Origin of the sequence: Streptomyces sp. NPDC000410 (assembly GCF_040300305.1) — a bacterium.
GTDB lineage: Bacteria > Actinomycetota > Actinomycetes > Streptomycetales > Streptomycetaceae > Streptomyces.
The window spans coordinates 170586-195924 of record NZ_JBEPDM010000003.1 but is presented as its reverse complement, the minus strand read 5'-3'; the positions used below and the strand labels follow the sequence as shown (position 1 = coordinate 195924).

General features: G+C 71.3%; 20 protein-coding genes. 8 read left to right on the top strand and 12 right to left on the bottom strand.

The genetic code is table 11. The features are described from left to right. Nucleotides 1–41 precede the first annotated feature (41 nt). On the top strand, nt 42–734 hold the full coding sequence (locus ABT342_RS06275) for an HAD family hydrolase (protein ID WP_351567758.1): 693 nt from the start codon (nt 42–44) through the stop codon (nt 732–734). Between the two features lie 30 nt (nt 735–764). On the opposite strand, the gene ABT342_RS06270 is transcribed toward ABT342_RS06275, so the two are convergent. Beyond that, nucleotides 765–1346: a TetR family transcriptional regulator gene (locus tag ABT342_RS06270; protein WP_351567755.1), complete on the bottom strand. Its 582-nt coding sequence runs from the start codon at nt 1344–1346 to the stop codon at nt 765–767. A gap of 160 nt (nt 1347–1506) precedes the next feature. On the opposite strand from ABT342_RS06270, the gene ABT342_RS06265 reads away from it, so the two are divergent. Next, nucleotides 1507–2640 carry an acyl-CoA dehydrogenase family protein gene (locus ABT342_RS06265; protein ID WP_351567753.1) on the top strand — a complete coding sequence of 378 codons (1134 nt, stop codon included), beginning with the start codon at nt 1507–1509 and terminating at the stop codon, nt 2638–2640. 145 nt (nt 2641–2785) lie between these two features. Here the strand turns inward: ABT342_RS06265 and ABT342_RS06260 are convergent, their stop codons facing one another. The 3 genes from ABT342_RS06260 to ABT342_RS06250 all read right to left on the bottom strand — a co-directional run bounded on the left by ABT342_RS06260 (nt 2786) and on the right by ABT342_RS06250 (nt 6163). Beyond that, nucleotides 2786–3613 carry a hypothetical protein gene (locus tag ABT342_RS06260; RefSeq protein ID WP_351567750.1) on the bottom strand — a complete coding sequence of 276 codons (828 nt, stop codon included), beginning with the start codon at nt 3611–3613 and terminating at the stop codon, nt 2786–2788. Between the two features lie 148 nt (nt 3614–3761). Next, nucleotides 3762–4859, bottom strand: a complete 1098-nt coding sequence (locus ABT342_RS06255; RefSeq protein ID WP_502965475.1) for a metallophosphoesterase — start codon at nt 4857–4859, stop codon at nt 3762–3764. A gap of 188 nt (nt 4860–5047) precedes the next feature. Continuing rightward, nucleotides 5048–6163 carry a LacI family DNA-binding transcriptional regulator gene (locus ABT342_RS06250; protein ID WP_351567744.1) on the bottom strand — a complete coding sequence of 372 codons (1116 nt, stop codon included), beginning with the start codon at nt 6161–6163 and terminating at the stop codon, nt 5048–5050. 370 nt (nt 6164–6533) lie between these two features. Here ABT342_RS06250 and hisC point away from each other — a divergent pair, with 370 nt between their 5' ends. Beyond that, nucleotides 6534–7619, top strand: a complete 1086-nt coding sequence (gene hisC / locus ABT342_RS06245) for a histidinol-phosphate transaminase (protein ID WP_351567741.1) — start codon at nt 6534–6536, stop codon at nt 7617–7619. A gap of 144 nt (nt 7620–7763) precedes the next feature. Here hisC and ABT342_RS06240 read toward each other — a convergent pair whose 3' ends face one another. Then, nucleotides 7764–8138, bottom strand: coding sequence for a cyclophilin-like fold protein (locus ABT342_RS06240; RefSeq protein WP_351567739.1), 375 nt, complete (start codon nt 8136–8138; stop codon nt 7764–7766). A 208-nt stretch (nt 8139–8346) separates the two neighbouring features. Here ABT342_RS06240 and ABT342_RS06235 point away from each other — a divergent pair, with 208 nt between their 5' ends. From ABT342_RS06235 to ABT342_RS06215, 5 genes are all read left to right on the top strand, one after another. After that, the gene (locus tag ABT342_RS06235) at nt 8347–9855 is read left to right on the top strand and encodes a cytochrome ubiquinol oxidase subunit I (protein WP_351567736.1); all 1509 of its coding nucleotides are present in this window, start codon (nt 8347–8349) and stop codon (nt 9853–9855) included. Nucleotides 9856–9873: 18 nt separating this feature from the next. Beyond that, complete coding sequence (gene cydB / locus ABT342_RS06230; RefSeq protein ID WP_351567733.1) at nt 9874–10875, top strand: cytochrome d ubiquinol oxidase subunit II; 1002 nt, start codon at nt 9874–9876, stop codon at nt 10873–10875. A 60-nt stretch (nt 10876–10935) separates the two neighbouring features. Then, complete coding sequence (gene cydD / locus ABT342_RS06225) at nt 10936–14616, top strand: thiol reductant ABC exporter subunit CydD (protein WP_351567730.1); 3681 nt, start codon at nt 10936–10938, stop codon at nt 14614–14616. 37 nt (nt 14617–14653) lie between these two features. Beyond that, complete coding sequence (locus ABT342_RS06220; RefSeq protein ID WP_502965472.1) at nt 14654–16678, top strand: GAF domain-containing sensor histidine kinase; 2025 nt, start codon at nt 14654–14656, stop codon at nt 16676–16678. Between the two features lie 124 nt (nt 16679–16802). Further along, nucleotides 16803–17855 carry a peptidoglycan DD-metalloendopeptidase family protein gene (locus ABT342_RS06215; protein ID WP_351567727.1) on the top strand — a complete coding sequence of 351 codons (1053 nt, stop codon included), beginning with the start codon at nt 16803–16805 and terminating at the stop codon, nt 17853–17855. 28 nt (nt 17856–17883) lie between these two features. On the opposite strand, the gene ABT342_RS06210 is transcribed toward ABT342_RS06215, so the two are convergent. The 7 genes from ABT342_RS06210 to ABT342_RS06180 all read right to left on the bottom strand — a co-directional run bounded on the left by ABT342_RS06210 (nt 17884) and on the right by ABT342_RS06180 (nt 25163). After that, nucleotides 17884–18738 (bottom strand): Cof-type HAD-IIB family hydrolase, encoded by an 855-nt coding sequence (locus ABT342_RS06210; RefSeq protein ID WP_351567724.1) that lies wholly within the window; start codon nt 18736–18738, stop codon nt 17884–17886. A 174-nt stretch (nt 18739–18912) separates the two neighbouring features. Continuing rightward, complete coding sequence (locus ABT342_RS06205) at nt 18913–19833, bottom strand: LLM class flavin-dependent oxidoreductase (RefSeq protein WP_351567721.1); 921 nt, start codon at nt 19831–19833, stop codon at nt 18913–18915. Nucleotides 19834–19976: 143 nt separating this feature from the next. Next, nucleotides 19977–20519 carry an RNA 2'-phosphotransferase gene (locus tag ABT342_RS06200; protein ID WP_351568139.1) on the bottom strand — a complete coding sequence of 181 codons (543 nt, stop codon included), beginning with the start codon at nt 20517–20519 and terminating at the stop codon, nt 19977–19979. A 149-nt stretch (nt 20520–20668) separates the two neighbouring features. Then, a complete protein-coding gene (locus ABT342_RS06195; RefSeq protein WP_351567718.1) occupies nt 20669–21622 on the bottom strand; it encodes a MerR family transcriptional regulator in 954 nt (317 codons plus the stop codon). 9 nt (nt 21623–21631) lie between these two features. Continuing rightward, complete coding sequence (locus ABT342_RS06190) at nt 21632–22552, bottom strand: metal-dependent hydrolase (protein WP_351567715.1); 921 nt, start codon at nt 22550–22552, stop codon at nt 21632–21634. Continuing rightward, nucleotides 22534–24303 (bottom strand): SDR family oxidoreductase, encoded by a 1770-nt coding sequence (locus ABT342_RS06185; RefSeq protein WP_351567712.1) that lies wholly within the window; start codon nt 24301–24303, stop codon nt 22534–22536. The genes ABT342_RS06190 and ABT342_RS06185 overlap by 19 nt, the downstream gene beginning before the upstream one ends. A 2-nt stretch (nt 24304–24305) precedes the next feature. Beyond that, the gene (locus tag ABT342_RS06180; protein ID WP_351567709.1) at nt 24306–25163 is read right to left on the bottom strand and encodes a M24 family metallopeptidase; all 858 of its coding nucleotides are present in this window, start codon (nt 25161–25163) and stop codon (nt 24306–24308) included. Between the last annotated feature and the right edge of the window lie 176 nt (nt 25164–25339).

The following is a 25339-nucleotide window of genomic DNA, read 5'->3' as shown; positions in this document are numbered from 1 at the left end:
AGCCCGCCACCCGGACCATGCATCCCAGGGAGAGGACCGTCATGAGATCCGCCGAGCGCGGCATCGCCTTCTTCGACGTGGACGACACCCTCATCACCTTCAACAGCATGCTGTCCTTCCTCGCCCACCACTGGGCGCGGGAGGGCAGCGACCCGTCGCGTTTCGACCGGGTCCGCACGGGGCTGCTCGCGCGCCGGGCGGAAGGCGTGCCGCGCGCCGAGCTGAACCGGGCCTACTACCGGCACTACCGCGGCTGCGACGCCGCCGTACTGGCCCGGCACGGCCGCGAGTGGTACGCCGCCGAGTCGGCCAAGGGCACGATGTTCCACGCCCCGGCGGTCGAGGCGGTGCGCAGGCACCGCGGCGAGGGGCGGCCTGTCGCCCTGGTGTCCGGATCGTTCCGGCCCTGCCTCGACCCGATCGCCGAGGCGCTGGACGCCTCTCTCGTGCTGTGCACGGCCCCCCTGACCGAGAACGGCGTGCTGACCGGCGAGGTGGACGAGCCGGTGATCGGGGAGCGGAAGGCCTTGCTGGCGGTGCGGGTGATGGACGCTCACGGCGCGCGGGCCGCCGACTGCTACGCCTACGGTGACCACTCCAGCGACCTGGCGCTGCTGCGGTCCGTCGGCCATCCGGTGGCGGTCGGCGACGACGCCGTACTGGCCGAATGGGCCGGCCGTGAGGGCTGGGCCCGGCTCCCGGCCGCCCGGGGTGCCCGCCCCTCCGCCGCCTGACCGGTGCGTCGGCCGGTGGTGCCCCGGAGGTCAGGCCGTCGAACGGCGCATCGCGGGCAGCAGGATCTGCCACATCTCCCCCGGCGGCCGGGCGTCCTCCCCGGCGGACGGGGTGTGCGGCAGCCCGTACACCAGGGTCAGCAGCAACTGGCTGAGCACGGCGGGCGCGTGGTCCGCGGCGATCTCGCCGTCCTGCTGTGCCCGTACGACCAGACGCAGCAGCAGCTCCCGGAGCGCTTCGAGCTGGACCGCGGCGGCCCCCTGGGACTGGGCCTCCTCGCAGACCAGGCGCAGCCCCGCCGTGAACCGTACGTCCTGCTGGGTGCGGCGGGTCAGCTCGGTCACCAGGGTGTGCAGCGCCCGCAGCGGGCTGCCCGCGCCGGTGGCCGCGGCGTCGAGCAGGTGCCGCCAGTGCTCTTCGAACTGCCGGGTCAGCTCTGCCGCGAGCTCGGCCTTCGAGGCGAAGTGGCCGTACAGCGCCCCCTTCGTCAGACCGGTGCGCGCCGCCACCAGCTGCAGGTTCGTGGCGGCGAAGCCGTGTGCGGCGAACTCCGCGGCGGCCGCGTCCAAGACCAGCGCGTGGGTGCGCCGAGCCCTGTCCTGCTTCACCATTACCGGGCCCCTCCAAGATCCGTTTCGCGCGAACGGCGCGCACCGTCCGTCAAGAAGTACCTCTCAAAAAATACCTTCGCAACCGAATCTTTTCGTAAGTGACGCCGCACCACAAGTCCGAACTTCGGCCGGAGTGCCGCCGATTCAGGAGAACCGCCCCATGAGCACTGCCATCGCGCCTGCCGCGACCCTCCGTACCGCCGTGGAGCAGGCGGCCCGGTACGCCGCCGACGGCGAGCGGGCCAGGTCCCTGCACCCGGATGTGGTCACCGCGCTGACCGAGGCCGGATTTCCCGCACTGTTCGTCCCGGCCGGTCGGGGGGGTGCGGCGGGTCGGTTCGCCGACGCCCTGGAGATGATCGCCAGCGTGGGGGAGGCCTGCGCGTCGGCCGCCTGGTGCGCCGCCCTCCAGGCCGCGCACGGCCGGTTGGCCGCCCATCTGCCCGAGGCCGGCCAGGCGGACCTGTGGCGGGACGGCCCCGATGTCTCCGTCTCGGCGGCCGTGGTGCCCCCGGCCGGAACGCTCGCACCGGCGCCCGGCGGCTACCGGCTGTCCGGCCGCTGGAACCTGGCCAGCGGTGTCGACCACGCCCGCTGGGTCCTGCTCGCCACCCTCGACCCCGCCGGGGGAGCGGGATGCCAGCGCATTCTGGCGGTGCCCCGCGAGGACGTCCGCGTGGACGACAACTGGAACAACTCCGGCCTGCGGGCCACCGGAAGCCACAGCCTCACCGTGGACGACGTCTTCGTGCCCGAGCACCGCACGATGCTCCGGGACATCCTCGTCACCGGCCGCCGTGAGGACGCGGGCGCGGCCCGCTGTCACCGCATTCCCTTCCCGCTGGTCGCCTCCCTGCTGTTCGCCGCCCCCGCGCTCGGCGCGGCCCGCGGGGCCCTGCGGTCCTGGACGGAGCTGACGCTCACCCGTGTCGGAGCCGACGGCCGGCCCGCCCTCCAGGACGCCACCGCCCAGCAGGTGCTGGCCCGTTCATCGGCCGAGATCGACGCGGCCCAGCTGCTCCTGGAACGCGCCGCGCACCGCGCCGACGACGCGCCGCTCGACGATCTGCCGGTCGCCGCCAACCAGCGCGACGCCGCCGTCGCCCTCGACATGCTCGTCGGCGCCGTCGAGCGGCTCTTCCGCAGTGCGGGCGCCCGCGCCCAGAGCGACGACTGCGCGTTGCAGCGGATGTGGCGCGATATCCACGCCGTCGCCGGGCACGCCGCCGTGCAGATAGCGCCCGCGGCGGCGGCGTACGCGAGCCGGCTGCTCGCGCGCCACGAGGCCGACTGAGCCACCCCGCTCCAGCGGCCCTCCAGCCTCCGGCCGGGGGGCCGCCGCGGTCTGCCGGCCAGGGGCCGGACCGGCGACTGGACCGGCCCAACGTGCGCCGGGCCCGGCCCGTGCGGGCATGCGTGCGGAACCGATCCGCGACGCCTCACTCAGGCAGGTGTTCCGGGCCCCCGAAGTCCGGACTGGTGAAGTCGGGGCTGGTGAACGTCGGGCGGGAGGTGGACGACGAGCCCTCGCTCGGGCTGGAGAAGTCGGGTCCGCTGTAGCCGATCTTGGGCATCCGGTTCACCCGGCGCGGCGGTGTCGTGGACGCGGGGTCGGCACTGGGGTCGCTCAGGGCGGCCCGCAGGAACGGGACGACGCCCCGCTCCAGCAGCGCATGGCGCCAGGCCTCCCTGGCTCGGGCCACCTCGTCGGGCAGCTCACCGCCCGCTTCCTCGGCCGGGACCTGGGTCTTGCTGTTGCGCAGGGCGGTGATCAGCAGGCCGATCGCGGCGGCGAGGATGCCCGCCGCGGTGAGCGCCCCGAAGAACCAGCCAACCGCCAGCAGGGTCTCTGCGAAGGAGGGCTCGGGGTTGAGCATCTTCAGGACATAGCCGACGATCAGGAAGATCAGGGCGGCAGTGCCCGCCAGGACCGGGGCCAGGACCGTGAGGACGGCGCCGAAACCGGCACCCGACTCGCTCACGCCGCCACCCATGGCGACGACCGGGTCCGCGCCGCCCACGGACGAAGCGGAGGGCGAGCGGAGCTCCTCGCGGACCTTCACGAAGTGGTCGTACTCGGCGGCGGCCGCGCTGGTTATCAGCGCGGTGGCGTTGAGCGCCATCGTGCGTAGCTGTTCGGCGTTGAGCCGCTCTCCGACGGCGGCGAGGTCCGGACGGTCGTGCGCGGTGCGCAGTGCGTCGTCGAGGATGCGCTCGTACTCGGCGCGGTCCTCGATCAGCAGGTGCGGAGCGCTGTTCATGTGCATCCCCCGATGCTCCGTAGGGGCCCTCTTGCCCGGGTGGGTGGGCATTCGGGCGGAAACGGAGGAGAGCCTGCTACGAATAAGCCGATGGTAGAGCGGTTACGGCACGGGGTGACAGGGGGTTTCCTGAAATCGCCTTCCCGGGATTGCTTCAGTCATGCAGGGGGAGTTGGACGACCAGCAGCTTTTCGGCCATCGTCACCCCGCCGTCCATGGCGATCGCGAGTCCGTCCGCGTACACGTGCGGGCCCTGGACCCGTGGACGCGCGGGTTCCTCGCCGTCCGCCGAGTCCTCGGCGGCGACCTCGCCGAGCAGGTACGGGATGGGGCTGTGGCCGTGGACGATGCGCCGGCCGCCATAGGCGGCGAGCAGCTCGCGTACGGCCTGCGGACCGTCCTCGTCACGGAAGGCGAAGCGCTTGGTGAACTTGCGGAAGAGGTCCCAGCATTCGTCCGCGTCGTTCCGGTTGAGGATCTCGTGGACGTTGTCGTTCACGTCGGCGATCGTCGTGCCGTATTCGAGATAGGCCGTGGTGTCGGAGTGCACCAGCAGGTGCCCGTCCTCCTCGACCACCGCGTCGAGCCGGGCCATCCACTGCAGGTGGACGTCCTGGAGGCGGTCCATGTCGCTCTTCTGGCCGCCGTTGAGGAGCCAGGCGGCCTGGAAGGTGGCGGTGCCCGCGCCGGAGTTGACGGGGGTGTCGGCGAAGCGTTTGGCGCCGATGAGCAGCAGTTCGTGATTGCCCATGAGGGCCTTGCAGTAGCCGCCCGCGGCCGCCGCCTCGGCGGAGAGCCGCATGACGAGGTCGATGACGCCGATGCCGTCGGGTCCGCGGTCGGTGAAGTCACCGAGGAACCAGAGCCGGGCATTGCCGGCGGACCAGTGGCCCTCGGCGTCGATCAGGCCCTGCTCGGCGAGTGCCGCGAGGAGTTCGTCGAGGTAGCCGTGGACGTCGCCGACCACGTACAGCGGGCCGCGGCCGTCGGCGGGGACCGGCGCGGGCGTCTCCACGGGCGCGACGGTCACCTGGACGGTGTCCCCGCGGTTGATCACCGGAAGATCGCGCGCGGTGGGGGTGTAGCCCTCCGGGAGCGCGTCGTCCGGGATCGCGTTGCCGGGATGTACGGATGCGAGGTGCTGCGACTGCACCGGAACCTGCGCGTAGGGGGGCACCCGGAAGTCGCGCAACGTCGCCGTCCGCACCACGGGTCCCTGACCGGCCCCCTGAGTCATCGACCCCTCCACCACCGTCGCGCCGCCGTACACCGTCGGACCGGCCTGGTCGGGGAGGCCCGCGGTGTCGTGCGCCCATCATAGGAATGCGGCCCGTGCTGTGTGACGCACCAGGGGTGCTGAATCCGGGTCCGCCCACGATTCATCGGGGGTTTCGCCCGAATTGGGCCGCTCTAGTCCTGGAACTGGTGCAGGGCCGGTCCTTACTGGTCCTGCGCGGGCGAGCGCGGAGGACTCACTGTCGTCCGCGGCGAGCGGCGCTGTGAGGACGTGCGGACGATGAGTTCCGTCGGTATCACCTGCTCCACCGGTCCGCCGCCGTCGATTCCCTCGATGGCGTCGATGAGCAGCTGGACGACGGCGGTGCCGATGCGCCGGGGCTTGAGCGAGAGCGTGGTGATGGGGGGCTCGGTGTTGGCGTACATGGTCGACTCGCTGCAGCAGACCAGCAGCAGGTCGTCGGGGACGCGCAGACCGTACCGCCGGGCGGCGGCCAGCAGGTCGGTGCCGTTGGGGTCGAAGAGACCGTAGACGGCGTCGGGGCGGTCGGGGCGGGCGAGCAGCCGGTCGGCGGCGACGGCGCCCGCGCACGGGTCGTGTGCGGGGTAGGCCTCGTAGACCGGGTCCTGGCCGACCCGCTCGCACCAGTTCAGGTACGCGGTGGTGGAGAGCCGGGTGTAGGTGTCGGTGGTGGTGCCGGTGAGCAGGCCGATCCGGCGGGCGCCGGCGGCGGCGAGGTGGTCGAGGAGGTCGAGTACGGCGGCTTCGTGGTCGTTGTCGACCCAGGCGGTGACCGGGAGCGTGCCCGCGGGCCGTCCGTCGGAGACGACGGGCAGGCCCTGGCGGACCAGCTCGGTGACGACCGGGTCGTGGTCGGAGGGGTCGATGACGACGGTGCCGTCGAGGGCGACGTTCGACCAGACGTCATGGCGTGAGGTGGCGGGCAGGATGACGAGTGCGTAGCCGCGGGCGAGCGCGGCGGAGGTCGCGGCTCTCGCCATCTCGGCGAAGTACGCGAATTCGGTGAAGGTGAAAGGTTCATCCCCGTACGTCGTCACGGTCAGGCCGATGAGGCCGGACTTGCCGGTACGGAGGGTGCGGGCCGCGGCCGACGGGCGGTAGCCCAGCCGGTCGGCGACCTCGCGGACGTGTCGGCGTGTGGCGTCCGGAAGTCGGCCTTTGCCGTTGAGTGCGTCGGAGACAGTCGTGATGGAGACACCGGCTGCGGCGGCCACGTCACGGATGCCCGCCCGACCTTGCCGGCTGCCCCGGCGAGATGTTTCCGTCCGGCTCACCTGGTGCTTCCCTGCTGCTGTCATGGCGAGCCGATAGTAGGGCGATGTCGGACGGTTGGGCCGGTCGCATATGCAGTCATTGACAGGCACGTTTCTGCATGGCGTTCTGCACCCAATTGCCTTTGAAATCAAGGGAGTTGGGTGGTGTGGCGCTGGTCTCGCGGTTGTCGACCGGCATAGGCCTGCCAAGAGCCCGATGTCTCGAAGAGGTCTCAACTCACCACTACGGGCGATGCGCGCCACGGAGTGAGCCACGGGCGCGCGCCAGGTAGTCGCGCGCCCCCCTCTTTTTCGGTGCTTGCCGTCCGGCCATTCGCGACGGCCGGGAATCCTCATAGGGTGAGCAGTATTGGTGAGCGTGCACAGCGTGTACGACGGTCGAGGAGGACCTGCGGTGAGCGAGACGAGCCCCAAGCTGCGCCCCGAGCTGGACGGCATTCCCACGTACAAGCCGGGCAAGCCCGCCGCGGCCGGCGGCGAGGGACCGGCCGCGTTCAAGCTGTCCTCCAACGAGAACCCGTATCCGCCGCTGCCCGGCGTGATGGAGAGCGCGGTCGCCGCGGCGGCCGACTTCAACCGTTACCCGGACATGGCCTGCACCGGGCTGATGAACGAGCTCGCCGACCGGTTCGCGGTGCCGCTCTCGCACCTGGCGACCGGCACCGGCTCGGTGGGGGTGGCCCAGCAGCTGCTCCAGGCCACCTCGGGCCCGGGTGACGAGGTGATCTACGCGTGGCGGTCCTTCGAGGCGTACCCGATCATCACGCAGATCAGCGGTGCGACGTCGGTGCGGGTGCCGCTGACCTCCGGCGAGGTGCACGACCTGGACGCGATGGCGGACGCGGTCACCGAGCGGACCCGGCTGATCTTCGTCTGCAACCCGAACAACCCGACCGGGACGGCGGTGCGCCGGGCCGAGCTGGAACGGTTCCTCGACCGGGTGCCGTCCGATGTGCTGGTGGTGCTGGACGAGGCGTACCGCGAGTTCGTCCGGGACGTCGAGGTGCCCGACGGCATCGAGATCTACCGGGACCGGCCGAACGTGGCCGTGCTGCGGACCTTCTCCAAGGCGTACGGTCTGGCCGGCCTGCGGGTCGGTTTCGCCATCGCCCACGAGCCGGTGGCGGCCGCGCTGCGCAAGACGGCGGTGCCGTTCGGTGTGAGCCAGCTCGCCCAGGACGCGGCGGTGGCGTCCCTGCGGGCGGAGGACGAACTGCTCGGGCGGGTCGGCTCGTTGGTCGGCGAGCGCACGCGGGTGTACGACGGGCTGGTGCGGCAGGGCTGGACCGTGGCGCCGACCCAGGCGAACTTCGTCTGGCTGCGGCTGGGCGAGCGCACGGTGGACTTCGCGGCGGCGTGCGAGCACGCGGGCGTCGTCGTGCGCCCCTTCCCGGGTGAGGGCGTGCGGGTCACCATCGGCGAGTGCGAGGCGAATGACGTGTTCCTGCAGACGGCCGAGGCGTTCCGCAAGGAGCTGTAGGGCCTGTCCTGCGGATCAGGCCCTGGCCGGCCGGGGGCGCCCTGGTGGGGCGCCCCCGTCAGGGCCTTCGGGTCTCACCCTGTCCGGCCGGTGCTGCCGGGCCGGGGCCTGTCTCGTGGATCAGGTCCCCGCCGTGCGGCCGCTTCAGTCGCCGACGAGCTCGACACGGATCGGGTCGCCCGGCCGCACCGAGGCGAGGTCGCGCGGGTTGCCGTCGATGCTGCCCAGGATGTTGCAGGGGCTCGCGAGGCGGGACTCGCCGTCGCGGGAGATCGGCGTGGGGCCGTACGGCAGCGCGAGCGCGTCGCCGTCGGTCCAGAAGGCGACCGTGCCCGGTTCCACGACCTGCCGGGCGTCGGCCTCGCGGGCGACGGAGACCGGAGTGTCGAAGTAGACCTCCTCGCCCCAGGTGTGGGCGGTGGAGGAGATCGGGAGAGCCCCCGCGAGCGCGCTGCTCGTGGGGGTTTCTTCGAGGGTCGCCGTGAGATGTCCGGCGGGCCAGGAGATTCGGATCTTCATTCCTCAGATTCAACAATATGTTGAAGAAGAGGGGAAGACTGACCGGCCGGTAACCGGTAAAGGGACCCCCACTCACAGGTACGGATTTCGTATGAGCCATAATGCTTGTGAATGTGAAAACGTTCACAAGCATGTCCGATCTTCCCGCAATCGGGGGGATTAGTCGGGCAAACTGCCGATGACCACGCCGATGTAAGGAGATGACGACGTGGACCTAGCTCTTGCGCCAGAGACTTTGGCGCGCTGGCAGTTCGGCATCACCACCGTCTACCACTTCCTTTTCGTACCCCTCACGATCTCGCTCGCGGCGCTCACCGCCGGACTGCAGACCGCGTGGGTACGGACGGAGAAGGAGAAGTACCTCAAGGCAACCAAGTTCTGGGGCAAGCTCTTTCTGATCAACATCGCGATGGGTGTCGTCACCGGCATCGTGCAGGAGTTCCAGTTCGGCATGAACTGGTCCGACTACTCGCGCTTCGTCGGCGATGTGTTCGGTGCCCCGCTCGCCTTCGAGGCGCTGATCGCGTTCTTCTTCGAGTCCACCTTCATCGGGCTGTGGATCTTCGGCTGGGACAAGCTGCCGAAGAAGATCCATCTCGCCTGTATATGGATGGTGTCCATCGGCACGATCCTCTCGGCGTACTTCATCCTGGCGGCCAACTCCTGGATGCAGCACCCCGTCGGGTACCGGATCAACGAGAAGAACGGGCGGGCGGAGCTCACCGACTTCTGGCTGGTCCTCACCCAGAACACCACCCTCACCCAGGTCTTCCACTCCCTCTCCGCGGCCTTCCTCACCGGTGGTGCCTTCATGGTCGGCATCGCCGCCTTCCATCTGAGGCGCAAGAAGCACATCCCGGTGATGAGGACCTCGCTGCGGGTCGGCCTGGTCACCGTCGTCGTCGGGGGTCTGCTCACTGCCGTCAGTGGCGACTTCCTCGGCAAGGTCATGTACGAGCAGCAGCCGATGAAGATGGCCGCGGCCGAGGCGCTGTGGGACGGCGAGGGCCCGGCGCCCTTCTCCGTCTTCGCGTACGGCGACGTGGACAAGGGCCACAACGAGGTCGCGATCGAGATTCCCGGTCTGCTGTCGTTTCTGGCTCACAGTGACTTCACGACGTACGTGCCCGGGATCAACGACACCAACGAGGCTCTGCAGGAGAAGTTCGGGCCGGGCGACTACCGGCCCAACATCGCCGTTGCCTACTGGGGCTTCCGCTGGATGATCGGCTTCGGCATGGCGTCCTTCGCCATCGGCATGGCCGGGCTCTGGCTGACCCGTAAGAAGTTCCTGCTGCCGCCGGCGCTGCGGACGGGCGATGACGAGGTGCCGCATCTGGTGCTCCTCCCGAGGAAGGCACTCGGCGAGAAGCTGACCAGGCTGTACTGGCTGGCGGCGGTGCTCACGCTCGGCTTCCCGCTGATCGCCAACGCCTGGGGCTGGATCTTCACCGAGATGGGGCGGCAGCCCTGGGTCGTGTATGGCGTGCTGCGCACCCGCGACGCGGTCTCCCCCGGGACCACCACGGCCGAGGTGCTCATCTCGATGATCGTCTTCACGGCGCTCTACGCGACGCTCGCCGTGATCGAGGTCAAGCTGCTGGTGAAGTACGTCAAGGCCGGGCCTCCCGAACTCACCGAATCCGACCTCAACCCGCCCACCAAGATCGGCGGCGACGACCGTGACGCCGACCGGCCTATGGCCTTCTCGTACTGAGTGACTGGGAGCTGAGGCATGGAACTCCACGACGTCTGGTTCGTGCTCATCGCCGTCCTGTGGACCGGCTACTTCTTCCTCGAAGGCTTTGACTTCGGGGTCGGCATCCTGACGAAGCTGCTCGCCCGTGACCGGGCGGAGAAGCGCGTCCTCATCAACACGATCGGTCCCGTCTGGGACGGAAACGAGGTGTGGCTGCTGGCGGCGGGCGGCGCGACGTTCGCCGCCTTCCCCGAGTGGTACGCCACGCTCTTCTCCGGCTTCTACCTGCCGCTGCTGCTCGTCCTGGTCTGCCTCATCGTGCGCGGAGTCGCCTTCGAGTACCGGGCGAAGCGGCCGGAGGAGAACTGGCAGCGCAACTGGGAGCAGGCGATCTTCTGGACCTCGCTGATCCCGGCCGTGCTGTGGGGTGTGGCCTTCGGCAACATCGTCCGCGGCGTGAAGATCGACGCGGAGATGGAGTACGTCGGCACTCTCGGCGACCTGCTGAATCCGTACGCGCTCCTCGGCGGACTGGTGACGCTGTCCCTGTTCACCTTCCACGGGACGGTGTTCAGCGCGCTGAAGACGGTCGGGGACATCCGGGAGCGGGCGCGGAAGCTGGCGCACACGCTGGGGCTGATCACGGCCGTGCTGGCGATCGGCTTCCTGAGCTGGACCCAGGCCGACAAGGGCGACGGGACCAGCCTGGTCGCGATGATCGTGGCCGTGGTCGCGCTGGTCGCGGCGGTCATCGCCAACAAGGCCGGGCGTGAGGGCTGGTCGTTCGCGCTGTCGGGTGTCACGATCGCTGCCGCGGTCGCGATGCTGTTCCTGACGCTCTTCCCGAACGTCATGCCGTCGTCGCTCAATGCGGAGTGGAGCCTGACGGTGACCAACGCCTCGTCGAGCCCGTACACACTGAAGATCATGACGTGGTGTGCGGCGGTCGCGACACCTGTGGTGCTGCTGTACCAGGGGTGGACGTACTGGGTGTTCCGCAAGCGGATCGGTACCCAGCACATCGCGAAGAGCCACTGAGTCCGTCCGCCGCTCCTCAGTCCGTCCCGCCGCTCTGCTGATCAGTAGGGAATGTTTCACGTGAAACCCGTCGACCCGCGTCTGCTCCGGTACGCCCGAGCCACCCGCTTCTTCATCGCGGCCGTGGTGGTGCTCGGCCTTGCCGGGGCGGCGCTGGTCGTCGCCCAGGCAATACTCATCGCCGAGGTGGTGGTGGGGGCGTTCCAGCGAGGGCTGGATGTCGACGGACTGTGGACGCCGCTGGCGCTGCTCGCGGCCGTCTCCGCGGGGCGGGGACTGGTCGCGTGGCTGACCGAGCTGGCCGCCCACCGGGCCAGTGCGGCGGTCAAGAGCGAGCTGCGGATGCGGCTTCTGGAGCGGGCGGCCGGGCTCGGACCGGGGTGGCTGAGCGGTCAGCGGACCGGCTCGCTCGTCGCGCTGGCGACGCGGGGCGTGGACGCGCTCGACGACTACTTCTCGCGCTATCTGCCGCAGCTGGGGCTGGCGGTGGTCATCCCGGTCGCGGTCCTGGCCCGGATCGTGACCGAGGACTGGGTGTCGGCGGCGGTCATCGTGGTGACCCTGCCGCTCATTCCGCTCTTCATGGTGCTGATCGGCTGGGCCACGCAGGCCCGGATGGACCGCCAGTGGAAGCTGCTGTCGCGGCTGTCCGGCCACTTCCTGGACGTGGTCGCGGGGCTCCCGACGCTGAAGGTGTTCGGGAGGGCGAAGGCGCAGGCCGAGTCGATCCGGACGATCACGTCGGAGTACCGGCGGGCGACGATCAAGACGCTGCGGATCGCGTTCCTGTCGTCGTTCGCGCTGGAGCTGCTGTCGACGCTGTCGGTGGCGCTGGTGGCCGTGGGTATCGGGATGCGTCTCGTCCACGGCGAACTTGATCTTTATACGGGGCTGGTGGTGCTGATCCTCGCGCCCGAGGCGTATCTGCCGATCCGGCAGGTCGGGGCGCAGTACCACGCGGCGGCGGAAGGGCTGTCGGCAGCCGAGGAGATCTTCGAGGTGCTGGAGAGCCCGGTGCGGGCTTCCGGCGCGGGGGTGCCGGACTCGGTGCGGCTGGAGCTCTCGGGGGTGACGGTCCACCACGCCGGGCGGTCGGAGCCGTCGCTGGACTCGGTGTCGCTGGTGGTGGAGCCGGGCGAGGTGGTGGCCCTGGTCGGCCCGAGCGGGGTCGGGAAGTCGACGCTGCTGGATGTCGTGCTGGGTTTCGTCTCCCCGGACGAGGGACAGGTGCGGGTCGGCGGCGTCGATCTGGCGTCCGTGGATCTCGACCGCTGGCGGGAATCGATCGCGTGGGTGCCGCAGCGGCCGTACCTCTTCGCGGGAACGGTCGCGGAGAACGTACGCCTCGCCCGGCCGGACGCGGACGACGCCGAGGTCGTGGCGGCGCTGCGGGACGCCGGGGCGTACGACTTCGTGGCCGGGCTGCCCGACGCCGAGGAAACCCTCCTCGGCGAGGACGGCGCGGGCCTCTCGGCCGGCCAGCGCCAGCGCCTCGCCCTCGCCCGGGCCTTCCTCGCGGACCGGCCCCTGCTGCTCCTCGACGAGCCCACGGCAGCGCTGGACGGCGAGACGGAGGCGGCCGTCGTGGAGGCGGTGGGGCGCCTGGCCCGTGGCCGCACGGTTCTCCTCGTCGTCCACCGCCCGGCGCTGCTGGCCCTCGCCGACCGGGTGGTGGAGCTCGCCTTCCCGGACGGAACCCAGGGTGCCGCGGGTCCGCTGAGGCTCCCGAGTCCGTCGCCTTCGATGGACGGCGTGGATCTTTCGGCGGACGGCGTGGATCCTTTGGCGGACGGCGTGGATCTTTCGGCGGACGGCCTGGATGAGGCCACCGGCGCGGCGCCGCCTTCGGCGGTCTCGGGTGAGGCCCTCGGGTCCGGGGCCGGCGCGGCTTCGGAGGCGGACGGGGAGGTGTCCGGCGGGGTTGCCGCGCCGGGACGGCCGTCGGGTGGCGAGGTCATGGAGGCGCGGCGGGGCGGGGTTCTGGCGCGGGTGCGGGCCATGGCCGGGGAGCTGCGGGGGCGGCTCGTGCTCGGGCTGGTGCTCGGGAGTCTGGCGCTCGGGTGCTCCGTGGGCCTCATGGCCGTGTCCGGGTGGCTCATTTCACGGGCCTCGGAGCAGCCTCCCGTGCTCTATCTGATGGTGGCCGTGACCGCGACGCGGACGTTCGGGACCGGGCGTGCCGTGTTCCGCTACGCCGAGCGGCTCGTGTCGCATGACGCGGTGCTGAGGATGCTCGCCGACCTGCGGGTCGGTGTGTACCGCCGCCTGGAGCGGATCGCGCCCGCCGGTCTGGCGCGCACCCGGCGCGGAGACCTGCTCTCCCGCCTCGTGGCCGATGTCGACGCCCTGCAGGACTACTGGCTGCGCTGGCTGCTGCCCGCCGGCGTCGCGCTCGTCGTCGGTGCGGGCTCCGTCGGCTTCACGGCGTGGCTGCTGCCCGAAGCCGGCGTGGCCCTGGCGGCCGGGCTGCTCCTCGCCGGGGTGGCCGTGCCGATGGTCAGCGGCGCGACCGCCCGCCGGGCCGAGCGTCGCCTCGCCCCGGCGAAGGGAGTGCTGGCCACCCGGGTCGTCGACCTGCTCCGGGGGACGGCCGAGCTGACCGTCGCCGGTGCGCTGAAGGGCCGTATCGCCGCCGTACGGGAGGCCGACCGCGGACTCACCCGGATCGCCTCGCGCACCGCGACCGCCACCGCGCTGGGCGGCGGGCTCTCCGCCGTCGTCTGCGGGCTGACCGTCGCCTGCGCCGCGTACGCCGGCGTCATGGCCGTGCACGCGGGCCGCATCGAGGGCGTCGAGCTGGCCGTCGTCGTACTGACTCCGCTCGCCGCGTTCGAGGCGGTCACCGGACTGCCGCTCGCCGTTCAGTACCGGCAGCGGGTCAAGCGGAGCGCCGAGCGGGTCTTCGAGGTGCTCGACACGCCCGCGCCCGTTCACGAGCCCCCGCAGCCCGCCCCGGCACCCGAATCGGCGTTCCCGCTGGAGGTGCGCGGGCTCTCCGCCCGCCACGCCGGTCAGCAGCGGGACGCGCTCACCGGCTTCGATCTGACGCTGACCGCGGGGCGGCGGATCGCGGTCGTCGGCGCCTCCGGCTCCGGCAAGACGACGCTCGCGCAGGTGCTGCTGCGCTTCCTGGACGCGCGGGCGGGGACGTACACGATCGGCGGGACGGGCGCGGCCTCGCTGGACGGGGACGTGGTCCGGCGGTTCGTCGGCCTGTGCGCACAGGACGCCCACCTCTTCGACAGCTCCATCCGGGAGAACCTCCGGCTCGCCCGTACCGACGCCTCCGACGACGACCTGCGTGCGGCGCTCGCCGGGGCGCGGCTGCTGGAGTGGGCCGAGAGCCTGCCCGACGGCCTCGACACCCTCGTCGGCGAGCACGGCGCGCAGCTCTCCGGCGGCCAGCGGCAGCGGCTCGCGCTGGCACGGGCACTCCTCGCCGACTTCCCCGTGCTGCTTCTCGACGAGCCCGCCGAGCACCTCGATCTGGCCACGGCGGACGCGCTGACCGCGGATCTGCTGGAGGCCACCGAGGGGCGTACGACGCTGCTGATCACCCACCGGCTGCAAGGGCTCGACGCCGTCGACGAAGTGCTGGTCCTGGACGGCGGGCGGACCGTGCAGCGGGGGCCGTACGCGGAGCTCGCGGAGGCGGACGGGCCGCTGCGCCGGATGCTGGAGCGCGAGCGTGCTGCGGATCTGCTCGGAAGCGGACGGGCCGGGAGCAGCTCCGTGAGCTGACTTTCTCTGCCAAATCGGACTAATTACTCTCGGATGCATGACAGCGCCCGGACCGAAGGACCCGAGGGAGTCGAGGGAGCGGAAGGTCCCCGAGGGCTCCCAGAAGCCGAAGGGCTCTGAGGGGTCCAAGGATCCGAAAGACCCCCTCGAAGCCGTCGCCACCCGGGCGGCCCGGAGCCTTCAAGGCCTGTCCACCGAGCTCACCGCCCGCGTGCCACAGCTCCTCGAAGCGATGCGGTCCGTCGGCACCGAACGGGAGCTGCGCTCCACGCTCGACCGGATCTGCGCCACCGCCGCGGAGCTCGCCGACGCCCGCTATGCCGCGATCGGCGTCATCGACGAGGAGGGCGAAGGCCTCGAGGACTTCGTGACGTACGGCGTGACGGAGGAAGAGGCCCGGCGCATCGGCCGTCTGCCCGACGGGCACCGGGGGCTTCTCGGCGCGCTCATCCACCACCCCGAGCCGCTGCGGCTGCCCGACCTGACGGCGGACCCCCGCTCCTGCGGATTCCCGCCCGGCCATCCGCCGATGCGGACCTTCCTCGGGGCGCCGGTCCGGGTCCAGGGCGAGATCTTCGGCAACCTCTATCTGACGGAGAAGCGCGGCGGTGGCGAGTTCAGCGACTACGACCTGCACATGCTGCGGGTCCTGGCCACGGAAGCGGGCATCGCGATCGGCAACGCCCGGCTGTACGAGGCGGCCCGGCAGCGCGAGCGCTGGATCGACGGCTCGGTCGCCGTGACTGCCGCCCTGCTCTCCGGCGGCGACGCGGACGAGGCCCTCGCCGTCGTTGCCGAACAGGCACGCAAGCTGGCCCAATCGGCTGCCGGGATCGTGCTGCTGCCCACGGAGGGCGGTGGGTTGGAGGTCGTGGCCGTCTCCATGGCGGAGCCGTCCGGGCCGGAGGCATCCGGGCCGGAGGCGTCCGGGTCGGAGGCGTCCGGGCGGGAGCTCTCCGGACGGGAGCCGTTCGGGTCGGAGCCCTTCGAAAGTGAAGCCTCCGCACGTGTACCCGTCGGGCCACCCGGCCTGTCCCTCGGTGCGGTGATTCCCGCCGGGAGCCCGGTGGCTGTCTCGCTGCTCGCCGGGGAGGCGGTGTTCGTCGAGGACGCCGCGACCGATCCGCGGATGCTGCCCGCGCGGTCGCCCGGCGAGTACGGGCCGAGCATGCTGCTGCCGCTGCACAGCGGAGGCCGGGTCCTCGGCGCGCTGGCAACGCCCCGCGCGCCCGGCGCACTCCAGTTCACCGAGGCCGAACGCACCCTGGCCACCCAGTTCGCCTCGCAGGCCGCGCTCGCGCTGATGATGGCCGAGGCGCAGCGGGACCGGGAGCGGCTCGCCGTTTTCGAGGACCGCGACCGGATCGCCCGGGACCTGCACGATCTGGTGATCCAGCGGCTGTTCGCCACCGGGATGATGCTGGAGAGCGCGCAACGCACGTCGCGCGTGCCCGCGGTCCGGGAGGGCGTCGGCAGGGCGGTCGACGAACTGGACGTGACCATCCAGGAGATCCGCACCGCCATTTTCTCGCTGCAACAGGGCCCGGCCGAGGCCCCTTCCGGGCTGCGTACACGCGTATTGCGGGAGATCAACATGGCGGCCCTGCCTCTCGGTTTCAAGCCCTCGCACCGGTTCCTCGGGCCGGTCGACTCGGTGGTCGGCGAGCTGACCGGCAAGAACCTCATCGCGGCGCTGCGGGAAGCTCTCTCGAACGCCTTCCGGCATGCGGACGCCTCCCGTATCGAGGTCGTCGTCGACGCGACCGTAGAACTCGAGGACGGTGCAGCCGGGGTGCGGCTGTCGGTCGCTGACGACGGTGTGGGACTGCCCGAGGGCGGCCGGCGCAGCGGCCTGCGCAATCTCCAGCGCCGGGCCGAGTCGCTGGGCGGAGCGAGCTGGTGCGCACCGGGCATCGGGGCCGGTGGTGGCGGCACGACCGTGATCTGGCAGGCCCCGCTCCACGCGCCCGCCGAGCCCCCCGTCACCGCCCCCGAGCCTGCCCCCACTTCCCCTCCCGCGCCCGCGCCTGCGCCCTGCGAGCGGCCGAACCCGGAACCCTGACGCCGGCCGAGGCCTGACGCGGGCCGAGGTCTGACGCGAGCCGACTCGCCGTCACTGGGCCGGTTGGCCGTACGGCGTCGCTGAGCTGTGGCAGGCCCCACGGATGCGATGTGACGATCCGAGAGTGCGCCTCCAACAACGCGACCGACTGCTTCTCGTACCACTGTTGTGCGCGCTGCTGGCCCTTTCCGTGTTCCCGGTTCTTCCGGCGGAGTCGGCGGCCGCGAGCGACGGGCCCGCCGTCAGCGCCCGCGTTGCCCGCCTGTTCGAAGAGGCGGCGAAGGCCACCGCGTCGTACGAGCGGGGCCGGCACGCCGCGGAGGTCGAGCGCGGCCGCACCGAGCGCCTCCAGGGACAGCTGGCCGAGCGGCGGCGCGAGTTGGCGGGAATGCGCGACAAGGTCGGCGCGCTGGCCCGCGCCCAGTACCGCACCGGCGGATCCCTCGCCGTCACCGCGAAGCTCCTGCTGGCCGACGACCCCGACGAGTTGATGCGCGGGTGGCAGCTGGCGTGGAAGGCGGAGCAGGCGGTGGACCGGCTGCTGGGCCAGGCGCAGAGGGCCGAGCGCAGGGCGAGCCGGGCCGAGCGGAAGGCGCACGCGGCGTGGCTCGACGTCGAAGCGCGTGCCGAGCGGCTGAAGGGGCTCAAGCGGGACATCGAGACCAAGCTGGAGACGGCCCAGTGGATGCTGCAGAGCGAGGCCGAACGCAGCGTGGCCGCGGGGCGGTGCGCCGGAGCGGTACGGCTCGACCAGCCGAAGCTGCCCAAGGGCAAGGACTGGGTGACGCCGGTGGAGAAGTATGTGCTGTCGTCCGGTTACGACAGCTTGGGCGCGCGCTGGGGGCATCGGCACACGGGACAGGACTTCGCCGTCGGCATCGGCGCGGCCGTGCGGTCGGTCGGCGCGGGCCGGGTGGTCTCGGTGTCCTGCGGCGGGGCCTTCGGCATCCAGGTCGTCGTCGAGCACGCGGGCGGCTGGTACTCGCAGTACGCGCACCTCGCCGCTGTCACCGTCGACCAGGGGGACTGGGTGAGTACCGGCCAGTGGGTCGGCCAGGCCGGCACCACCGGGAACTCGACGGGGCCGCACCTGCATTTCGAGGTGCGGCTCACGCCCTATTTCGGTTCCGCGGTGGATCCCGTGGGCTGGCTTCGGGAGCGCGGCATCTGGCTGTGATCCGGCTGTGAGGCTCCGGCCGAACCGCCTATGCGCGGCGTGCGGCCAGGATCTGCTCGATGACGACGGCGACGCCGTCCTCGTTGTTCGCGACGGTCCGGCCGGAGGCGGCGGCGATCACGTCCGGGTGGGCGTTGCCCATGGCGTACGACGTGCCCGCCCAGGTCAGCATCTCCACATCGTTGGGCATGTCGCCGAACGCGACGACCTCGTCCGAGGAGATCCCGCGCTCGGCGCAGCACAGCGCGAGCGTGGAGGCCTTGGAGACGCCCAGGCCGCTGACCTCCAGCAGCGCGGTCGGGCTGGAGCGGGTGATGGAGGCGAGGCCGCCCGCGGCCGTCCGGGCGAGGGTGAGGAAGCCGTCGGGGGTCAGCTCGGAGTGGTGCGCGAGCAGCTTGAGCACCGGGGCGGCGGTGCCCGGCTCCTCCTCGTGGAGCAGCTTCTCGGCGGCGGCGACGGTGGCGCCCGGGTCGAGATGGAAGGGCGGGTAGTCCGGCTCGTAGTGGATGCCGGTGCTCAGCTCGACGGCGAACGAGGTGCCGGGGGCCGCCTCGCGCAGCGTCCGTACGACATCGAGCGCCGTCTCCCGCTCCAGCGGGCGTGCCTCCAGCAGCTTTCCGCCGGAGTGCAGATCGACGACCGCGGCGCCGTTGGCGCAGATCGCCAGGCCGTGGCCGTGGACATGGGCGCTGACGACATCCATCCACCGGGCGGGCCGGCCGGTGACGAAGAAGACCTCGATACCGGCCTCTTCGGCGGCGGCGAGTGCCGCGACGGTGCGGTCCGAGACGGACTTGTCGTCGCGCAGCAGGGTGCCGTCGAGGTCGGTGGCGATCAGCCGGACGGTGGCGGGGAACGGGAGAGGATCGGTAGCTGAGGTCACCGCATCATTCTCGCGTACGTGGGTGCACGAGCGTGCGGGAGGTCGCACATTTGAGTACGCGCCTGACCACGCCCCGTACACGGCACCCTTGGGCCCGCCCCGTACACGGCCCCCCCGATGCATGCCCTGCGCACGGCCCCCGTGTACGCCCCGGCCCTCTGCCTCGTCGCGCGCTCAGCCCAGCTGCGCCACGGCCTCCGTCGCGATCCGCTCGAAGACCTTCTGGTCCGCCGCGAAGGCCGATTCCGCGATGGGCCAGTGGATGACGATCTCGGTGAAGCCGAGCTCCGCGTGGCGGCCGGCGAAGTCGACGAAGGCGTCGAGGGACTCCAGCGGGCGGCCACGGTCCGGGGTGAAACCGGTGAGCAGGATCTTGTCGAGCTCCGCGGCGTCCCGGCCGGCCTCCGCGCAGGCCTTGCCGAGCTTGGTGAGCTGGTCGCCGATGGCCTCGACCGACTGCTCCGGGGTACCCGTCTCGTACAGCTTGGGGTCGCCCGTCGTCACCCAGGCCTGGCCGTGGCGCGCGGCGAGCCTCAGCCCGCGCGGGCCGGTGGCGGCGACGGCGAAGGGCAGTCGTGGCCGCTGGACGCAGCCGGGGACGTTGCGCGCCTCGGTCGCGGAGTAGAAACGGCCCTCGTACGTCGTCCCGGCCGGTTCACTCAGCAGCTGGTCCAGCAGGGTGAGGAACTCGCCGAACCGGTCCGCGCGCTCGCGCGGGGTCCAGGGCTCCTCGTCGGCCTTGAGCAGGGTCGTCGCGTCGAAGCCGTTGCCGCCGGCGCCGATGCCGAGGGTGATCCGGCCGCCGGAGATGTCGTCGAGCGAGATCAGTTCCTTGGCGAGCGTCACCGGGTGCCGGAAGTTCGGCGAGGTCACCAGCGTGCCCAGGCGCATCGTGTCGGTGGCCGCGGCGGCGGCCGTGAGCGTGGGCAGGGCACCGAACCACGGTCCGTCACGGAAGGTCCGCCAGGCCAGGTGGTCGTAGGTGTACGCGGCGTGGAAACCGAGCTCCTCGGCGCGCTGCCAGACCGCCCTGCCTGCCTCGTTCCAGCGGTACACGGGAAGGATCACGGTGCTGAGGCGCAGAGGAGCTGTCATGTGCTCCAGCGTACGTTGGTCCTGTCGCTTGCTCGTGCGGGCTGCTTCCCGGCGCTCGTGCGGGCAGCCCTCCGGGGCAGCCGTCCGGGGCAGTCCTCCGCGGCAGCCCTTCCGGGCGGTCCTCCGGGCCAGTCCTCCGCGGCTCAGCCGGGGAACCGCAGGAACCGGGGCGGGACCGCGTCCGTGAGCCAGACGCCGTTGGCGCTGATGTGGAACACGTGGCCCGCGCGGTGCATCGCCCCCGCGTGCACGCTGAGCACGACCGGGCGGCCACGGCGGGCCCCGACGCGGGTCGCGGTCTCCCGGTCGGGGGAGAGGTGGACATGGTGGCGGGCCATGGGGCGCAGGCCCTCGGCGCGGATCGCGTCCAGGCTGCGGGCGACGGTGCCGTGGTAGAGGTGCTCGGGCGGCTCGGCGACGGGCAGGCCGAGGTCGACCTCGACCGTATGGCCCTGGCTGGCGCGGATCCGGTCACCCTCGACCGAGAAGCGGCGTTTGTCGTTGACGGCGACGACGTGGTCCAGCTCGGTCCGCGTGAACCGGAAGCCGTGCGCGGCCGCGGCCCGGATCAGCTCGTCGATCGCGACCCAGCCGTTCGGGTCGAGCGTGATCCCGATCCGCTCGGGCTGATGCCGCAGATGTTTCGAGAGGTACTTCGACACCTTGATGGTGCGCTTTTCGTCCATGTCGATTTCCATGCCGTCAGGGTGGCCGGGAGGTCGGCGGGGCGTCACGCGGGTTTCATCCGGACGACTTTGGTTCAGATGTTTGATCCACAACCAACCAGTGTTATCCACAAGGGAATTGAGGTTTCTGTGGGCAAGTTAAGTACGGTTCAGGGAATTTGGTCAATATGACCCCGTTCTGCGTGACTTGCCGCGAGTGTGTCCAATGTCCGGGCATGCAGCTCCCGTTCGGTCGCTGCCGTGATGAACTCCGCCGCGCTCTCCGGGCCAACCAGCCTCTGTACGGCCCTGATCGTGTCGGCGGGCAGTGCCACCGACCGCGGCTCGTCGTCCTGTACGAACGGACCCTCGGCCACCAGGTGGTGCTGGAGGTGCCGAGTCGCGAACAGCCTCATGGCACGCGCCAGTTCGGCATCGACGGTCTGCTGCGCGAGCGGCCTCAGCCGCCGCACCATCGACGCCGCCTCGGCGGCATCGGAGTCCGTCGGCGGACGATGGCCGAGATAACGGGCGAAGACGTGCTCGGTCGTGAACTCCAGGAACCGAGAGGCGATGTGTTCCACCTGGCCGCGAAGTTCCCGTAGATGCCCCGAGATTGCCAGCAGGGGAACGCCCGCCGCGTACAACTCGGCGGCCACTGCGAGCTCCTGAGGGCTCGGCACCAGGAATTCGTCGTCGCGGCCCGGGACGCGCTCCAGCACGCCGAGCTCCACCGCTTCGGCGACGGCTTCCTCGTCGTGCTTCCCCCCGAAGGTCTCGTCCAGCTCCGCCCGGGTGATCCGGTCCGGCTCCTCGTCGGTCCAGGGCCCCTGGACCTCGGCGACCAGACCGAGCACCCCGCCGAGCCCCCGCCCCGCGTCCCAGGCCTCCAGGAGCTCCTTGATGGACGCCAGCGTGTAGCCCCGGTCGAGGAGATCGGCGATCTGCCGCAGCCGGGCCAGATGCGGGTCCCCGTACACATTGGCCCGGCCGCGCCGCTCGGGCTTGGGCAGCAGACCGCGGTCCTGGTAGGCGCGGATCGTACGGACCGTGGCGCCACTGTGATGCGCCAGGTCCTCGATGCGGTACTCGGCCCGGTACTCGGCTGACGGATCCCCGGACACGATCACTCCCTACTGGCCCATGGCGGCTCGGCCCACCGCCCCCGCCGCGGCCCGCGCCGCGGGCGACGTCGCGAGATACTCGACGGCCCTGCGCAGCGAACCCTCCTGCGAGGGATGGTACGACCGGCGGAAGTAGCGGGGTATGGCCGCGCCCAGCTCACGCCAGCCGGGCAGCAGGCCCTTGTCGACCGCCCTGTTGTGCTCGCGCAGCGAGTAGCGCAGCCGCCCCGCGAGCCGGGGATCGTGGCGGATCAGATACGACGCGCCCCACACCCACAGCCACAGCAGCACCGGCGCGGTGATGGTCATGCCCTCGATCCGGCGGGCGTAGCGCGGCAGGCCCGATCCGCCGCAGTGCTGGTACATGTCGAACGCCACCGCGCGGTGCTCGACCTCCTCCGCGCCGTGCCAGCGCAGCAGATCGAGCATGACCGCGTCCGAGTCGGCCAGGTCCAGGCCCTCCGCGCGCAGCACCCAGTCCCCCAGGACCGCCGTGAACTGCTCGATCGCGGCGATCAGCGAGAGCCGGAAGCGCAGCCACTCCCGTGCCGGTACCGGGGCACCGAACGGCGGCTTCTCACCGAGGAGCTTCTCGAAGAGGAAGTCGACGTGCCGGGTGTACGCCGTGGTGTCCAGCCGCTGCTCGGCCAGATGATCCAGGACGTACGCGTGCTGGACGCTGTGCGTGGCCTCCTGGCCCATGAAGCCCTTGACGTCCTGAAGCAGCTCCGGATCACGGACCAGGGGCAGCGCCTCCTTGAAGACCTTGACGAACCAGCGCTCCCCGGCCGGCAGCAGCAGGTGCAGCACATTGATGACATGGGTGGCGGTCGGCTCGCCCGGGATCCAGTGCAGTGGCGTGCGCTGCCAGTCGAAGGAGACCCGGCGCGGCGCGATCACATGGTGCTCGGTCACAGCGGTGGCTCCCATCGGGCTATCGCACGCAGGACCCTGGGAGTGAAGCGGGACATCAGATGGGCGCCGCGCGCCTCCGGCGTCACCGGCACCACCGCCTCGTTGCGCACGACAGCGCGCAGCACCGCCTGGGCGACCTTCTCCGGGGGATAGTTGCGCAGCCCGTACAGCCGGGACGACTTCTGCTGCCGGCGCCGCTCCTCCGCCTCGGGGACCCCGGCGAAGCGCGCGGTCGCCGTGATGTTCGTGTTCACGATGCCCGGGCAGATGGCGGAGACGCCGATGTCCTGGCCGGCCAGCTCCGCCCGCAGGCATTCGCTGAGCATCAGCACCGCGGCCTTCGACGTGGCGTACGCGGGCAGTGCCTTGGAGGGCTGATACGCGGCGGCGGAGGCCGTGTTGACGATATGGCCGCCCTGGCCGCGCTCGGCCATCTGCCTGCCGAAGATCCGGCAGCCGTGGATGACACCCCACAGATTGACGTCGAGGACCTTGCGCCAGTCCTCGCTCGTCGTGTCGAAGAACGAACCGGACAGGCCGATTCCCGCGTTGTTGACCAGCACGTCCACGATGCCGTACTCATCGGCGACCTTCTCGGCGAGCTTCTCCATCGCCTGCTCGTCGCTCACGTCCACCGTCTCGCCCCAGGCTGCCGGAGCGCCGACGAGCCGGGCCAGCTCCGCCGTGCGGGCCGCCCCCTCCCCGTCCCGGTCCACGGCGACCACCCGCGCGCCCGCCTCGGCGAACGCGAAGGCGGTGGCCCGCCCGATCCCGCTGGCCGCGCCCGTCACCAGCACCAGCTGCCCGCCGAACCGCTCGGCGTACGGCCCGCCGGCCCGGCTCTCCCAGGCGGGCACACCGGGCGCACCGCTCTCGTTCGCCGTGATGAACTCGGTGATCCACGCGGCCAGTTGGTCCGGGCGGGTGCGCGGCACCCAGTGCTTGGCGGGCAGCTCCCGGCGCACCAGCCCCGGTGCCCACTGCTCCAGGTCGTCGTAGAGCCGCTCGGAGAGGAACGCGTCACCGGTCGGTGTGATCAGCTGGACCGGGGCGTGGGCGTACGCGTCGCCGCGGGGCCTGCGCAGCCGGGCCCGCACGTTGTCGCGGTACAGCCAGGCGCCGTGCGCCGCGTCGGAGGGCAGCGACGGGGTCGGGTAGTCACCGGTCGGCACCTTCTCCACCCGCTGGAGGATCTTCGGCCACCGCTTGCCGAGCGGGCCGCGCCAGGCCAGCTCGGGCAGGACGGGCGTATGCAGCATGTACACGTACCAGGACTTGGCGCCCTGGCCGAGCAGCTGGCCGACCCGGCGCGGGGTGGGCCGGGTCATGCGCCGGCTGATCCAGTGCCCGAAGTGGTCCAGCGAGGGACCGGACATCGAGGTGAACGAGGCGATACGGCCCTCGGTCCGCTTCACCGTCACGAACTCCCAGGACTGCACGGACCCCCAGTCGTGCCCGACCAGATGCACCGGCCGGTCCGGGCTCACCGCGTCCGCGACGGCCAGGAAGTCGTCCGTCAGCTTCTCCAGCGTGAAACCGCCGCGCAGCGGCACCGGAGCCGTCGAGCGGCCGTGCCCCCGCACGTCGTACAGCACGACGTGGAAGCGGTCCGCCAGTCGCGACGCGACCTCGGACCATACCTCCTTGCTGTCCGGATAGCCGTGCACCAGCAGCACCGTCGGCTGTGTCTCGTCACCCAGCTCCACGACGCACAGCTCGACCCCGCCGGTACGCACCCACCGCTCGCGCGCGCCCTCGATCCTCATGCTCACGCCGCCCCTTCCGCTGCCCAGCGCCGCACGTGCGGCAGATCGTCGTCCAGCCAGAACGCGCTCTGCTCGGGGTCCTTGGAGTCGGTGACGACGAGGATCTCCTCGAACTTCGCGCCCGTACCCCGAAATCCGAGGTGCGGCTCGACCGCCCACAGGCCCGGCCGGGGCGGGTGGTCGGAGAACTTGTACGGCGACCAGAGCGGCGACCAGCCGTCCCGGTGCCCGTGCAGGGCGTCGCTCGCGAGCCCCTTCAGCGATTGCGTGCCGAACCCGAAGAGCGTCGGCGACCAGGAGCGCTCCTTGACCCGGTCGACCTTGTGGGCGATCACGCCGAAGGGATACGCGCGATGCCGGTTGGCATACCCCTGGCGGACCATGAGCCGGTCCACGTCCTCGTAGATCTCGCGCAGCGAGCGGCGCTCGCGCACCTCGCGCAGGATCAGCTCGCGATGCGCCCGGAGGTCGGCGAGCAGCCGGTCGTGCACGGGGTTGAGGCCCAGACATCCCGAATATCCGATGTCGGCCGTGAAGCCCTTGTGGACCGGGGCCATGTCGAGGATGAAGGGCATCCCCGCCTCCAGCCTCCGGTTGGTCGGGAAGAACTGCAGCGGTATCCGGAAGTTCACGAACGCCGTGCGGTCGCCGAACCAGGCGAAGGGGAGATGGAACCAGTCCCGCACGCCCCGCGCACGCAGCCACTCCCGCTGCATCCGCGCCGCCTCGCGCTCGGTCACCCCCGGCTTGAGCTGTGCGGCGACCGCCTCCGCGCACTCGTACGCCAGGCGCTGGACTTCCCGGAACCCCCGCAGCTCCGTCGCGCGTTCCCTGTTCACTGCGTTCACCGCTGAGGTCATGCCACCCGTCCGTCCCGTGTGCTGTCTGCCGTGCGCGGTACGTGGTCGTAACTTGACACTGATCAATGTGACAATGACCGGCGGCTGCGTCAAGGGCCGTGCACCGGCCTGTGGACAACTCTGCCGACCTCCTCCTTCGGCGTTGCCCCTACGGGTCCCGTACGCCTCGAGTCGGA

Excerpts from the sequence above, each read along its gene's own strand:
- ABT342_RS06275 (WP_351567758.1), top strand. The coding sequence starts at position 42 with ATGAGATCCGCCGAGCGCGGCATCGCCTTCTTCGACGTGGACGACACC.
- ABT342_RS06270 (WP_351567755.1), bottom strand. The coding sequence starts at position 1,346 with ATGGTGAAGCAGGACAGGGCTCGGCGCACCCACGCGCTGGTCTTGGAC.
- ABT342_RS06265 (WP_351567753.1), top strand. The coding sequence starts at position 1,507 with ATGAGCACTGCCATCGCGCCTGCCGCGACCCTCCGTACCGCCGTGGAG.
- ABT342_RS06260 (WP_351567750.1), bottom strand. The coding sequence starts at position 3,613 with ATGCACATGAACAGCGCTCCGCACCTGCTGATCGAGGACCGCGCCGAG.
- ABT342_RS06250 (WP_351567744.1), bottom strand. The coding sequence starts at position 6,163 with ATGACAGCAGCAGGGAAGCACCAGGTGAGCCGGACGGAAACATCTCGC.
- ABT342_RS06240 (WP_351567739.1), bottom strand. The coding sequence starts at position 8,138 with ATGAAGATCCGAATCTCCTGGCCCGCCGGACATCTCACGGCGACCCTC.
- cydB (WP_351567733.1), top strand. The coding sequence starts at position 9,874 with ATGGAACTCCACGACGTCTGGTTCGTGCTCATCGCCGTCCTGTGGACC.
- ABT342_RS06220 (WP_502965472.1), top strand. The coding sequence starts at position 14,654 with ATGACAGCGCCCGGACCGAAGGACCCGAGGGAGTCGAGGGAGCGGAAG.
- ABT342_RS06205 (WP_351567721.1), bottom strand. The coding sequence starts at position 19,833 with ATGACAGCTCCTCTGCGCCTCAGCACCGTGATCCTTCCCGTGTACCGC.
- ABT342_RS06200 (WP_351568139.1), bottom strand. The coding sequence starts at position 20,519 with ATGGACGAAAAGCGCACCATCAAGGTGTCGAAGTACCTCTCGAAACAT.
- ABT342_RS06190 (WP_351567715.1), bottom strand. The coding sequence starts at position 22,552 with ATGGGAGCCACCGCTGTGACCGAGCACCATGTGATCGCGCCGCGCCGG.
- ABT342_RS06185 (WP_351567712.1), bottom strand. The coding sequence starts at position 24,303 with ATGAGGATCGAGGGCGCGCGCGAGCGGTGGGTGCGTACCGGCGGGGTC.
- ABT342_RS06180 (WP_351567709.1), bottom strand. The coding sequence starts at position 25,163 with ATGACCTCAGCGGTGAACGCAGTGAACAGGGAACGCGCGACGGAGCTG.